We start from the raw sequence: 13,240 nt of genomic DNA, 5'->3' as shown, positions 1-13,240 counted from the left end.
GTGTGCTGCGCCACGGTTCAGCCCGCCATCAGGGCGCTGACCGCGACGGCCAGACGGTCCATGCCTTGCTCGATGACCTCGGTGGAGGTCGCGAACGAGAAGCGCACATACGGCGACAGGCCATACGAACCACCGTCGATCACGGCCACGCCCGCTTCGCGCAGGAAGAACAGGCTCACGTCCAGGTCCGTCCTCAACTCGCCGTCGGGACCCTTCTTGCCGATCAGGCCCTGCACGTTGGCGTACACATAGAACGCGCCGTCCGGCATGGCGCACGAGATGCCGGGGATGGCGTTCAGGCGGCTCACGATGAGGTCGCGGCGCTTCTTGAAGATCCCGACCATTTCCGTGACGCTGGACTGGTCGCCTTCCAGGGCTGCCTGCGCCGCCGCTTGCGAGATCGCGCTGGGGCACGAGGTGCTTTGCGACATCACGGTGCTCATGGCCTTGATCAAATCGGCAGGGCCGGCGCCGTAGCCGACGCGCCAGCCGGTCATGGCGTAGGACTTGGACATGCCGTTGACGATGAGCGTGCGCTCAACCAGCTTGGGTTCGACCTGCACGGGCGAGGCGTGGGTCTGGCCGCTGTACGTGAAGGGCGCGTAGATCTCGTCGCTCAGAATCCACACGTGCGGATGGCGCAGCAGCACGTCGGTCAGCGCGCGCAGCTCGGTGGCGCTGTAGACGGCGCCGCTGGGGTTGCTGGGCGAATTCAGGATCAGCCAGCGCGTGCGCGGCGTGATGGCCGCTTCCAGTGTGGCGGCGTCCAGCTTGAAGCCTTGCGACTCGGGGCCGGTGACGACGACAGGCTTGCCTTCGCCCAGCAGCACCATGTCCGGATAGGAAACCCAGTACGGCGCGCAAACGATCACTTCGTCACCCGGCTCCAGGCTGGCGGTCAGCGCGGCGGCGATGATCTGCTTGGCGCCGGCGCCTACGGTGATCTGGTCCATGCCGTAGCGCACGCCCACGGTCTGTTCGAGGCTGTTGGCGATGGCTTTGCGCAGACCCACGGTGCCGTTCGGGCTGGTGTAGCGGATGTCGCCGCCCGCGATGGCTTCCTGGCCGGCGCGCGCGATGTGCGCGGGCGTGGGCATGTCGGGCTCGCCCAGCGTGTAGTCGGCGATTTCGCGGCCCTGGCGGCGGAGTTCGTCCACGACGATCTTGGCGGCCATGCTGGGCGAGGGTTTGATCTGTTTGAGACGGGCGTTGACGATGCTGTTCATGGTGTTGCTGCGTAAAGAGTGTTCTGGCGCGGGCGTGCCCGCAGGCCGGGGAAATGAAGCGCGGCCCCGCGCAGGGCGGAGCCGCGGAAGCGATGCTTAGCGCACCGGCCAGCCGTACATCAGGCCGCCTTGCGTCCACAGCTTGTTCAGGCCGCGGTCCAGCTTCAGCGGGCTGTCCTTGCCCATGGCGCGGTCATAGCTTTCGCCGTAATTGCCGACTTGCTTGATGATGTTGTAGGCCCACTTGTCGTCTAGGCCCAGGTTCTTGCCCATGCCCGGCGTCACGCCCAGGATGCGCTGGACGTTCGGGTTGGTGCTCTTCAACATTTCATCGACGTTCTTGGACGTGATGCCGTATTCCTCGGCTTCCAGCATCGCGTTCAGCGACCAGCGCACGACGTTGAACCACTGCTCGTCGCCTTGGCGGACCATGGGGCCGAGCGGTTCCTTGGACAGGTTCTCGGTCAGGATTTCCCAGTCGTCGGGCTTGGCCAGGCGCGTGCGCATGTTGGCGGCGGTATTGGACTTGTCGTTGGTGTAGGCGTCGCAGCGGCCCGATTCCAGCAGACGGAAGTTTTCGTCGTAGTTCTCGACCAGCACGGGCTTGAACGTCAGGCCGCGGCTACGGAAGTAGTCGGCCAGGTTCAGTTCGGTGGTGGTGCCGGGCTGTACGCAGATGGTGGCGCCGTCCAGTTCCTTCACGCTCTTGACGTTCATCGCCTTCTTCACGATCAGGCCCTGGGCGTCATAGAAGTTCACGCCCACGCCGATCAGGCCCAGCGTGGTGTCGCGGGTCAGGGTCTGCGTGGTGTTGCGCGACAGCATGTCGATCTCGCCGGACTGCAGCGCCGTGAACTTCGCCTGCGCGGTCAGCACGTTGCCCTTGACCTTGGAGGCATCGCCAAACATGGCGGCCGCGACGGCGCGGCACATGTCCACGTCCAGGCCGGTCCATTCGCCCTTACTGTCGAGCACCGAGAAACCGGGAATGCCGGCAAACCCGCACTGCAGGAAGCCCTTTTTCTTGACGGCGTCAAACGTCACGCCGGCCTGTGCGCCGGACGCGACGCACAGCAGGGTTGCCGCAACGGCGGAGCTCAGAAACTTGCGCATGGAGATTTCTCCTGGGGATCGAAAGTGATTGAAAAGCGGAGGGGTCGAAAACGGCCAAGCGTGCGGGGTCCGCCCCGGCAAGCCGGGGAGGGCGCGTCGCGCATTCGGACGGGGTACGGGAATGGGGGAAAAGCGCCGGCTCGGGGCCGGTCAGGCGGTGCGCCGGTGAATGCGCGTGGCGTAGGGGTGGTACGTACTGCGGAGGGTAAGAATGGGGCTCATCGGCGGCACAGGTACGGCAGGTCTTACGGATCGCGGAAGACGCTGGCAGTACTGAAGCCGCGTCGTATTACGTTATGCAATAAGACGTATGATGGCAGCCGTCATACAAGTAAACAAGTAAGGGGATTCCCGTAATCGGCATTACGGGAGGGCACGCGAGCGTGGCTTAAATCGCGGGGGGATGAGACAGCAGCTTGCGGTACCGCGCGATGCTGTCGCCCAGGTGGCGGGCCATGGCGGCGCGCGCGGCGCCGGGGTCGCGGCGCATGATGGCCGTCAGGATCGCTTCGTGTTCACGTACGTTGCGGATTTCGTACGTTTCCAGTTCTTCGGGCGTCTTGCCGCCGTGCTTGATGTTCAGATCAAGCATGACGTCGCGCACCGCCGCCTTCAGCAGGGCCGGAAAATGCGGGTTGTTCGACGCGCGGGCGATCGACAGGTGGAATTCATAATCGGCCTTGACGGCGGCTTCCATGTCGCGCGTAGCGCGGTTGAAGGCGTCGAAGGCTTCGACGATGCCGCTCAGATCCGCCGCGCTGCGGCGCTCTGCCGCTAGCCCACAGGCTTCCACCTCAAGGCCCGCGCGCAATTCCATGATGTGCAGCGCCCAGCGCGGATCCGTGGCGGGTTCGACGACAAAATCGATGGGCTTTTCGCGGTCTTCGGTCACGAAAACACCGATGCCGGGCTTGCTGACCAGGCGGCCGCTCAGGCGCATGGAAGCCACGGCTTCGCGGATGACGGTGCGGCTGACCTCGAATTCGTCGCACAGCGCGTGCTCGGAGGGCAGCTTGTCGCCGGCGCGATACTGGCGCCCATCAAGGCGCTTGGTCAGTTCCTCGATAACGAAATCGGTCAGGCGCGAGCGGGGTGGCCGGGCGGGAGTTTGCATTGTCTCTCTTATAGGGAAAATCGCTGCGGGCGAGGCTGGCGGCCTGGCGCGCAGCCGCAAGTGTACGCGGTCCTCTGATGCCCCACGGGTGTCCGGCCCGATGGGATCGGCCGCGCGAACCGCACGCGACCGCAAGGATGCACTGGGGCCATATGACAACATACGGGGCGAAATCCGCCAACTTTTCTTTGCATCAAGAAGCAAAACGCCCTCCAGCGGAGGGCGTTCTGGCGGCTAGTCTCGCACGGTCAAGTGCGGACAGGCTATTCGGCGCCGGACTTCTTGATCAGCGCTTGCAGCATTTCCATTTCTTCGCCGGTCAGGTCGGTCAGCGGCGCGCGCACCGGGCCCGCGTCGTGGCCGACCAGCTTGGCGCCGGCCTTGACGATGCTGACGGCGTAGCCAGCCTTGCGGTTGCGGATTTCCAGATACGGCAGGAAGAAATCGTCCAGCAGGCGGTTGGTGGTGTCGCTGTCGCCGGCGGCGATGGCGTTGTAGAACTCCATGGCCATCTTGGGCACGAAGTTGAAGACGGCCGACGAGTAGACCGGCACGCCCAGCGCGCGGTAGGCGGCTGCGTAGACTTCGGCGGTGGGCAGGCCGCCCAGGTACGAGAATCGGTCGCCCATCTTGCGGCGGATGCGGACCATCGATTCGATGTCGCCGATACCGTCCTTGAAACCGACCAGGTTGGGGCAGCGGTCAGCCAGCCGGGCCAGACTGTCGGCCGACAGACGCGACTGGGCGCGGTTGTAGACGATGACGCCGATGTTGACCGACTTGCAGACCTGCTCGACGTGGGCGGCGATGCCGTCCTGCGAAGCTTCGGTCAGGTAGTGGGGCAACAGCAGGACGCCCTTGGCGCCTTGGCGTTCGGCTTCTTGTGCGTAAGCGATGGCGGTGCGGGTGGGGCCGCCGGCGCCGGCCAGGATCGGCACCTTGCCCTTGCAGGTCTGCACGGCGGTGCGGATGACGTCGGAGTATTCATCGGGAGCCAGCGAGAAGAACTCACCGGTGCCGCCCGCGGCGAACAGGGCGGTGGCGCCGTAGGGGGCCAGCCATTCCAGACGAGCCGCATAGCTCTTGGCGTTGAAATCGCCGTTCTGGTCGAAGTCGGTCACGGGGAAGGAGAGCAATCCTTCCGAGACGATGGCTTTGAGTTCCTGGGGAGTCGTCATGGCTGTCTTCCAAATATAAGGAATGGGTATTGAAAAGGCGGTATGCCGTGGCCGCGGCGTTGTTGGATCCGCGATGTCAGTCATCGTACAACATATAAGTCGGGCATACAACGACTTCCCAGGAGAAATGTTGTCGTACAACAAGCCGAATGTATCTTTTGAATCTAGGAATTTCCCTATATTGAACGGAGAAGTCCGCCGCGCTATCCTCAGTGCTCATTGTCGTACGACAACGTACAAGAACGGCGACAATTCCAATCTCTAGGAGACAAGTTTGAAGGCATTCCCCCTGTTGAGCCGCCTGTCGGCCGCCCTGGCCGTCGCCACCGCTTTTGCCGCACCTGTCCATGCCGCTGATGACTGGCCGTCTGCGAAGGCCATCACGCTGGTGGTTCCGTTTGCGGCGGGCGGCACGTCCGACATTCTGGGGCGCTTGATCGCCCAGGAACTGGGCACGACGCTCAAGCAGACCGTCGTCGTTGAAAACAAGGGTGGCGCCGGTGGCGTACTGGGCGCGGACGCCGTGGCGCGCGCCAAGCCGGACGGCTACACGCTGCTGCTGGGCACGATCGCCACGCACGCGATCAACCCGTCGCTGCTGCCCAGCATCAACTACAACGCGGCCAAGGATTTCTCGCCCGTGATCCTGCTGGGCAGCATTTCCAATGTGCTGCTGGTGGGCGCGAACCAGCCCTATAAGAGCGTGCAGGATGTCGTTGCCGCCGCCAAGGCCAATCCCGACACCATCGCCTTCGGCTCGGCCGGGCAGGGCACGTCGCAGCATTTGTCGGGCGAAGTGTTCAAGCAGCTGACGGGTGCGCACCTGACGCACGTGCCGTACCGCGGCAGCGCGCCGGCCATTTCGGACCTGATCGGCGGGCAGATCCCCAGCTCGTTCGAAACCGCCCTGGTCGCGTTGCCGTATGTGCAAAGCGGCAAGGTCCGCGCGCTGGCGGTCACGTCCGCCAAGCGCACCGCCGTGCTGCCGGACGTGCCCACCATGCAGGAAGCCGGCGTGCCGGGCTTTGACGTCAGCAGCTGGCAGGCCATCTACGCCCCGGCCAACACGCCGCCGGCCGTGGTCGAAAAGCTGAACAAGACGATCGCCGAGATCGTGGCCAAGCCGGAAGTCACCGCCAAGATGCAGGGCCTGGGTCTGGCCTACACGCCGAACACGCCGGCGGAATTCACGGCATTCCAGGCGGCCGAGCAGGCCAAGTGGGCCAAGATCATTGCCGATGGAAAGTTGAAGGCGCAGTGATTGCGTTGTCAGGTATGAAAGCCTGGCGCGGGGAGTCGATCCTCGCGCCAGGTTTTTTTATTGGGTTGGAGTTTTGACGGGGTGAATCGGGGTTTGCAATGGGCGTCTCAGTAGGTGTCTGACACCGGCGCGAAATGACGTAGGCCCCGGGCCGCGTGAGGCGGCGCCGGGGCCTGTGATCGGTTCAGTGTGACGCCCGAAATCCAGGCGTCAACCCATTACGCCTTGACCAGCGTGCCGTCCACCATGCGCGTCAGACCCAGCGGGTTACCGCGCTGGACGCCTTCCGGCAGCAGGCCGTCGGGCAGGTCCTGGTAGCAGACCGGACGCAGGAAGCGACGGATCGCCGTGGCGCCCACCGACGTCGAGGCCGGGTTCGACGTGGCCGGGAAGGGGCCGCCGTGGACCATGGCGTGGCTGACTTCCACGCCGGTCGGGTAGCCATTGGCCAGGATGCGGCCGGCCTTGCGTTCCAGTACCGGCAGCAGGGCGCGGGCGTCGTCCAGGTCGGCGTCGTCCACGAACAGCGTCGCGGTCAGTTGGCCTTCCAGGTGCTCGGCCACGGCGCGGACCTGCGCGGCGTCCTTGCACGCGACAACCAGCGAAGCGGGGCCGAACACTTCGGCTTCCAGCTCGTGCGAGGCCAGGAACTGGTCGGCGCTGGCGCCGAACACCACGGCGCCGGCGGCGTTGCATGCCGGGTTCGAGGGTTCGCCGCGGCCGACCGTCGACACGCTGGCGTGGCGCGCGAGGGCATCCGCGCCTTGCTCATAGGCCGAGAAAATGCCCGGCGTCAGCATGGTGGCGGCGCCCTTGGCCTTGACGGCCTCGGCGGCAGCCTGGCGGAAGCGGTCCAGCGCCGGACCTTCGATGCCGATCACCAGGCCAGGGTTCGTGCAGAACTGGCCCACGCCCATCGACAGCGAATCCACGAAGCCCTTGGCGATGGTCTCGGCGCGCGCTTCCAGCGCGGCGGGCAGCAGGAAGACGGGGTTGATGCTGGACATTTCCGCGTACACGGGAATCGGCACGGGGCGGGCGTTGGCGGCGGCGACCAGCGCCAGGCCGCCGCGGCGCGAGCCGGTGAAACCGATGGCCGTGATTGCCGGGTGCGTTGCCAGTGCGGTGCCGATTTCATTGCCGGCGCCAAACAGCAGCGAGAACGTGCCTTCCGGCAGACCGTGCTTGGCGACGGCTTGCTGGATGGCGCGGCCGACGAGCTCGGACGTGCCGGGGTGGGCGTTGTGCGCCTTGACGATCACCGGGCAACCGGCGGCCAATGCCGACGCGGTGTCGCCGCCCGCAACCGAGAAGGCGAGCGGGAAGTTGCTGGCGCCGAACACCACCACGGGGCCCAGGGGAACGTTGGCCAGGCGCAGGTCGGCGCGCGGCAGCGGCTGGCGCTCGGGTTGGGCCGGGTCGATGGTGGCGTCCAGGAAATAGCCGTCGCGCACCACGCGGGCGAACAGGCGCAGCTGGCCGACCGTGCGGCCACGCTCGCCTTGCAGGCGGGCGACGGGCAGGCCGGTTTCCTGGTGCGCGCGCTCGATCAACGCGTCGCCGATGGCAACGATGTTCTCAGCGATGCTTTCCAGGAATTGGGCGCGCGTTTCCAGCGGCAGGGCGCGGTACGGGTCGAACGCGGCGCGGGCCAGTTCGGCGGCGCGCGACACGTCGTCGGCGGAGCCGGCGGGGTAGGCGGGTTCCAGGCGTTCGCCGGTGGCGGGATTGATGGCGTGCTGGGCAGCGCCCGCGCCCAGGACGGCGGTCGAGCCGATCAACATCTGGCCGGTCAGGTTCATGGTCATCTCCAAAAATAGGCGCCGATCCGAAGGATGGGCGTTGTCGCCCCCGATGGGTCCGGGGAAAAAAATGCCCCCGGACCGGGGGCAGATAGCAGGTGTCAGTGCGGACCGATTACTCGGCGCCGGACTTCTTGATCAGGGCGGCAAGCATTTCCATTTCTTCGCCGGTCAGGTCGGTCAGCGGTGCGCGCACCGGGCCCGCGTCGTGGCCGACCAGCTTGGCGCCGGCCTTGACGATGCTGACGGCGTAGCCGGCCTTGCGGTTGCGGATTTCCAGGTAGGGCAGGAAGAAATCGTCCAGCAGGCGGTTGGTGGTGTCGCTGTCGCCGGCGGCGATGGCGTTGTAGAACTCCATGGCCATCTTGGGCACGAAGTTGAAGACGGCCGACGAGTAGACCGGCACGCCCAGCGCGCGGTAGGCGGCTGCGTAGACTTCGGCGGTGGGCAGGCCGCCCAGGTACGAGAATCGGTCGCCCATCTTGCGGCGGATGCGGACCATCGATTCGATGTCGCCGATACCGTCCTTGAAACCGACCAGGTTGGGGCAGCGGTCGGCCAGGCGGGCCAGACTGTCGGCCGACAGACGCGACTGGGCGCGGTTGTAGACGATGACGCCGATGTTGACGGACTTGCAGACCTGCTCGACGTGGGCGGCGATGCCGTCCTGCGAAGCTTCGGTCAGGTAGTGGGGCAACAGCAGGACGCCCTTAGCGCCTTGGCGTTCGGCTTCTTGTGCGTAAGCGATGGCGGTGCGGGTGGGGCCGCCGGCGCCAGCCAGGATCGGCACCTTGCCCTTGCAGGTCTGCACGGCGGTACGGATGACGTCGGAGTATTCGTCGGGAGCCAGCGAGAAGAACTCACCGGTGCCGCCGGCGGCGAACAGGGCGGTGGCGCCGTAGGGGGCCAGCCATTCCAGACGAGCCGCATAGCTCTTGGCGTTGAAATCGCCGTTCTGGTCGAAGTCGGTCACGGGGAAGGAAAGCAATCCTTCCGAAACAATGGCCTTGAGTTCTTGCGGAGTCGTCATGTTGCGCTCATCCCTAAATGGCCGTCGCAGGCGAAAGGTAGGTGCTTGCGAACGGGATGCGGTGGTAAAAGGTGAGTCATCGTACAACATCAATTTGCCGGATTCAAGGCGTGTCCCCATGTGGCGCAGCATTTACAAGGGGAAACCCGAAATTCCTTTCTAGAGCCTTTCAGCGATATTCTCTTGGTTGTACGATAACGTACGGTGCCCGCAGCGGGGCATCCATCAGGCTAAAGGATTCATCATGCAGGTTGCAGTCGAGCAGGCGCCCGTTCTCATCAAGATTCATCCCGACGACAACGTCGCCATCGTGGCCAACGATGGCGGATTGCCGTCGGGAACCGTTCTGCCCGATGGGCTTCAGTTGGTCGACGCCGTGCCGCAAGGGCATAAGGTTGCCCTGACCGATCTGGCCGAGGGCGATGAGGTCCGGCGCTACAACGTGGTGGTCGGCTACGCCGCCAAGGCGCTGCCGCGCGGCAGTTGGATCAACGAGCGCGTCACCACGATGCCGACGGCCCGCACGCTGGAAGACCTGCCGGTCTCCACGCGGATTGCGCCGCTGCCGCCGCTCGAGGGCTACACCTTCCAGGGCTATCGCAACGCGGACGGCACCGTCGGCACGCGCAACATTCTTGCCATCAGCACCACGGTGCAGTGCGTGCAGGGCGTGGTCGAGCACGCGGTCGCGCGCATCCGCCGCGAACTGCTGCCGCTGTATCCCAACGTTGACGACGTGGTGGGCATCGAGCACACCTACGGCTGCGGCGTAGCCATCGACGCGCCCGGCGCGGCGATTCCCATCCGCACGCTGCACAACATCGCCCGCAACCCGAACTTCGGCGGCACGTCCATGGTCGTCAGCCTGGGCTGTGAAAAGTTGCAGCCGGACCGCCTCCTGGCGCCCACCGCCATTCCGATCCGCGCCGGCGAGGGCATGGGCGGCGACGGCGTGGACACCATCGTCCTGCAGGACGAAGAGAACATCGGCTTCGATTCGATGATCCAGCTCATCATGCGCACTGCCGAGCGCCACCTGCAGAAGCTCAACGCCCGCCAGCGCGAAACCTGCCCGGTGTCGGACCTGACCGTCGGCGTGCAGTGCGGCGGCAGCGATGCGTTTTCCGGCGTGACGGCCAACCCGGCCGTGGGTTTTGCCACCGACCTGCTGGTGCGCGCGGGCGGCACGGTGATGTTCTCCGAGAACACCGAGGTGCGCGACGGCATCGACCAGTTGACTGCCCGCGCCGAAACGCCCGAAGTCGCGGACGCGCTGATCCGTGAAATGGCCTGGTACGACGCGTACCTGCAGCGCGGCATGGCCGACCGCAGCGCCAACACCAGTCCCGGCAACAAGAAGGGCGGCCTGTCCAACATTGTCGAAAAGGCCATGGGGTCGATCGTCAAGTCGGGTTCCTCGCCGATTCATGGCGTGCTGTCGCCCGGCGACCGCCTGACACGCAAGGGCCTGATCTTTGCGGCCACGCCCGCCAGCGACTTCATCTGCGGCACGCTGCAACTGGCTGCCGGCATGAACCTGCACATCTTCACCACCGGCCGCGGCACGCCCTACGGGCTGGCGCAGGTGCCGGTCATCAAGGTCGCCACGCGCTCGGCGCTGGCGCGCCGCTGGCACGACCTGATGGACGTGGATGCCGGCGTCATCGCCACCGGCCAGGCCTCGATCGAGGAAGTGGGCTGGCAGCTCTTTCAGATGATGCTTGACGTAGCCAGCGGCAAGAAGCAGACCTGTGCGGAAAAGCTCAAGCTGCACAACGCCTTGGCGCTGTTCAACCCGGGCCCCGTGACCTGATCGGGAACCCAATCCGTCCGTAGCGCCATCGCAGAATAAAACCACCGAGAGGAGACAGCCGATGGAAATTGACCCGCAAGTCCAGGCCGGCCGGCGCCGGCTGCTGGGCGCCGCGCTTGCACTGGCCCCCGCCAGTCTGGTGCACGCGCAGTCTTTCAGCTTCACCCCGCAGCAGCGCTACCCGGACCCCTCGGTCCGGATCCTGGACCCGGAATTCGCCAAGTACCGCATCTACAGCAGCAGCGTGGAGCAGCTTGCGACCGGCTTCCGCTGGCTGGAAGGTCCGGTGTGGTTTGGCGACGGGCGTTATCTGCTCGCCTCGGACATTCCCAATAACCGCATCATCCGCTGGGACGAAACCACCGGCCAAACCAGCGTGTTCCGCCATCCCTCCAACTTCAGCAACGGGTTAGCCCGAGATCGCCAGGGCCGCCTGCTGGCCTGCGAACACCTGACGCGCCGCGTCACGCGCACGGAGTACGACGGCAGCATCACGGTGCTGGCGGACCGCTTTGACGGCAAGCCGTTCAATTCCCCCAATGACATCGTGTGCCAGCGCAATGGCGCCATCTGGTTCACCGATCCGCCCTTCGGCATCGGCGGGCACTGGGAAGGCGACAAGGCCACGCCCGAGCTGCCGCATTCCGTCTATCGCATCGATCCGGCCAACGGCCGTGTGACGCTGGCGCTTGCCGACCTGGCCGGTCCCAACGGCCTGTGCTTTTCGCCCGACGAGAAAGTGCTGTACATCGTCGAATCGCGTCACCAGCCCAATCGCGTGATCTGGGCCTTTGACGTGGGCGCGGACGGCGCGTTGTCCAACAAGCGCCTGCACGTTGACGCGCAAGGGCCCGGCGCCATCGACGGCATCAAGTGCGACGAGGCCGGCAACCTGTGGTGCGGCTGGGGCAGCAACGGCTCGCCCGACGCCAAAGCCGAGGACCTGGACGGCGTGATGGTGTTCAACCCCGCGGGCAAGGCCATCGGCCACATCCGCCTGCCGGAACGCTGCGCCAATCTTTGCTTTGGCGGCGCCAAGCGCAACCGCCTCTTCATGGCGAGCAGCCATTCGCTCTATGCCCTGTACGTGGAGACCCGCGGCGCGGCATAGGCACATCCCCACCGCGGCCTCACCAGGCCGCGGGACACTTCAACACACATACCAAACAGTGTGGAGACAGCATGAACCCGAGCAAGAGACAGTTCCTGGGCAGCGCCGCGGCGCTTTGCCTGACGCCCCTGGTGCCGGCATGGGCCCAATCGGCGGAATGGCCGACGCGGCCCGTGCGCATCGTCGTGCCTTACCCGCCCGGCGGCTCGTCGGACATCATCGCGCGCATCCTGGCGCCCCGGCTGGCCGAAGTGCTCAAGCAGACCGTGGTCGTCGAGAACAAACCCGGCGCCAACGGCAACCTGGGCGCCGGTCTGGTGGTGCAGTCGGCTAACGAAGGCCACACGGTCCTCTTGTGCGACGTCGGCGCGCTGGCGATCAGCCCGTCCGTCTATACGAAGCTGACCTTTGATCCGTCCAAGGACCTGCGCGCCGTCGGCATGCTGGCGTATTCGCCGCACGTGCTGGCCGTGCACCCGGACGTGAAGGCCAAGACCGTGCAGGATCTGGTCGAGCTGTCCAAGAAAGAACGCATCAACTTCGCCGTCACCGCGATCGGCAGCGCGCCTCACCTGGCGGCCGTCGCGGTTCAGCAGGCCACGGGCGCGCAGTGGGAATACGTGCCGTACAAGGGCGGTTCGCAGGCGGTCACCGACACCATCGGCGGCCAGACGCAGATCATCATGAACGGGCTGCTGGCCACGCTGCCGCACATCAAGTCCGGCAAGCTGCGCGCGATCGCGATTTCCAAGAGCGAACGCATGAAGCTGGTGCCGGACATCCCCACCATCTCCGAGCAGGGCGTGAAGGGCTTTGAGTCCGGCACGTGGCAAGGCGTGATGGCCCCGTCCACCATGACCGACCCGGTGGCGGCCCGCCTGCAGATGCTGATGGCGCAGATCGTCACCCAGCCGGACGTCACGGCGCAGTTGAACGAGCAGGGCGCCGAGATCGTCACCAAGAGCCCGGCCGAACTTGCGCAGTTCTTCAGCAGCGAGCGCGCGCGCTGGGCCAAGGTCGTGGCCAGCACCGACATCCGCCTGGATTGAACGGCGCCGACCCCGCCTTGCTAGGGGCGGGGTTCGGGAGCACACTGGAATTGCGTCCAGGCCTCGGCCTGGACCGATTCCGTGGAGCCCGGTCAATGAAACCCTTGTTTGCCGCGGTGCTGGGGGCATTGGGTGCGTTGTCGGCGCTGGCCGCTGCGCCTGCGCTGGCGCGCGATCCGCTTCCGACGGTGCCATCCCCGCCAACGTCAGCCCGCACCTTGCCGGATACGTGCCTGGGCACCGATTGCCCGCGCATCGTTGACCCGGGCAAGATCAACCGGGATTGTCTGGGCACCTCGTGTCCGGGGTCCCGCTATCCGTCGCCGGCGGCAACGCCCACGCGGCCGCAGGATCAGCCCGGGCTGAAGGCGCCCACCCGGACCTGGCTGCCGCCAATGCCGCCCCGGCCGGGTCAGACGCCAATAGGGCCGCTGACGCCCGCGCCCGCGCTGCCGCGATAGGCGCAGGGCTTGCGCATTATTCGTCGCCAGGGGTCGATCACCAAACGGCATGGTCGACGCACAGCGCCCAGGCCGCAGGTAT

General features: G+C 65.9%; 11 protein-coding genes. 5 read left to right on the top strand and 6 right to left on the bottom strand.

Features of this window, described 5'->3' with window-relative positions:
* Positions 1-17: 17 nt before the first annotated feature.
* The 4 genes from AB3147_RS14360 to kdgD (AB3147_RS14345) all read right to left on the bottom strand — a co-directional run bounded on the left by AB3147_RS14360 (position 18) and on the right by kdgD (AB3147_RS14345) (position 4,631).
* Positions 18-1,226: an aminotransferase class I/II-fold pyridoxal phosphate-dependent enzyme gene (locus AB3147_RS14360; RefSeq protein ID WP_367352212.1), complete on the bottom strand. Its 1,209-nt coding sequence runs from the start codon at positions 1,224-1,226 to the stop codon at positions 18-20.
* A 96-nt stretch (positions 1,227-1,322) separates the two neighbouring features.
* Positions 1,323-2,339, bottom strand: a complete 1,017-nt coding sequence (locus tag AB3147_RS14355) for an amino acid ABC transporter substrate-binding protein (protein ID WP_175121457.1) — start codon at positions 2,337-2,339, stop codon at positions 1,323-1,325.
* 388 nt (positions 2,340-2,727) lie between these two features.
* Positions 2,728-3,453, bottom strand: a complete 726-nt coding sequence (locus AB3147_RS14350; RefSeq protein WP_175136454.1) for a FadR/GntR family transcriptional regulator — start codon at positions 3,451-3,453, stop codon at positions 2,728-2,730.
* A gap of 263 nt (positions 3,454-3,716) precedes the next feature.
* On the bottom strand, positions 3,717-4,631 hold the full coding sequence (gene kdgD / locus AB3147_RS14345; RefSeq protein WP_218343955.1) for a 5-dehydro-4-deoxyglucarate dehydratase: 915 nt from the start codon (positions 4,629-4,631) through the stop codon (positions 3,717-3,719).
* Between the two features lie 274 nt (positions 4,632-4,905).
* On the opposite strand from kdgD (AB3147_RS14345), the gene AB3147_RS14340 reads away from it, so the two are divergent.
* Positions 4,906-5,892, top strand: a complete 987-nt coding sequence (locus tag AB3147_RS14340; protein ID WP_367352211.1) for a Bug family tripartite tricarboxylate transporter substrate binding protein — start codon at positions 4,906-4,908, stop codon at positions 5,890-5,892.
* Positions 5,893-6,110: 218 nt separating this feature from the next.
* Here AB3147_RS14340 and AB3147_RS14335 read toward each other — a convergent pair whose 3' ends face one another.
* Positions 6,111-7,694 carry an aldehyde dehydrogenase (NADP(+)) gene (locus tag AB3147_RS14335; RefSeq protein WP_175136456.1) on the bottom strand — a complete coding sequence of 528 codons (1,584 nt, stop codon included), beginning with the start codon at positions 7,692-7,694 and terminating at the stop codon, positions 6,111-6,113.
* Between the two features lie 115 nt (positions 7,695-7,809).
* Positions 7,810-8,724 carry a 5-dehydro-4-deoxyglucarate dehydratase gene (gene kdgD, locus AB3147_RS14330; RefSeq protein ID WP_175136457.1) on the bottom strand — a complete coding sequence of 305 codons (915 nt, stop codon included), beginning with the start codon at positions 8,722-8,724 and terminating at the stop codon, positions 7,810-7,812.
* Between the two features lie 244 nt (positions 8,725-8,968).
* On the opposite strand from kdgD (AB3147_RS14330), the gene garD reads away from it, so the two are divergent.
* From garD to AB3147_RS14310, 4 genes are all read left to right on the top strand, one after another.
* The gene (gene garD / locus AB3147_RS14325) at positions 8,969-10,537 is read left to right on the top strand and encodes a galactarate dehydratase (RefSeq protein WP_175121463.1); all 1,569 of its coding nucleotides are present in this window, start codon (positions 8,969-8,971) and stop codon (positions 10,535-10,537) included.
* Positions 10,538-10,598: 61 nt separating this feature from the next.
* Entirely contained in the window at positions 10,599-11,648 is a 1,050-nt protein-coding gene (locus tag AB3147_RS14320; protein WP_175121464.1) for an SMP-30/gluconolactonase/LRE family protein, read from the top strand.
* Between the two features lie 71 nt (positions 11,649-11,719).
* Complete coding sequence (locus AB3147_RS14315; RefSeq protein ID WP_286936328.1) at positions 11,720-12,697, top strand: Bug family tripartite tricarboxylate transporter substrate binding protein; 978 nt, start codon at positions 11,720-11,722, stop codon at positions 12,695-12,697.
* Between the two features lie 95 nt (positions 12,698-12,792).
* Positions 12,793-13,158 (top strand): hypothetical protein, encoded by a 366-nt coding sequence (locus AB3147_RS14310; protein ID WP_255595763.1) that lies wholly within the window; start codon positions 12,793-12,795, stop codon positions 13,156-13,158.
* Positions 13,159-13,240: the final 82 nt, after the last annotated feature.

This window comes from Achromobacter animicus (assembly GCF_040775605.1).
Lineage (GTDB): Bacteria > Pseudomonadota > Gammaproteobacteria > Burkholderiales > Burkholderiaceae_B > Achromobacter > Achromobacter animicus.
This window is presented reverse-complemented; position numbering and strand designations above follow the sequence as displayed.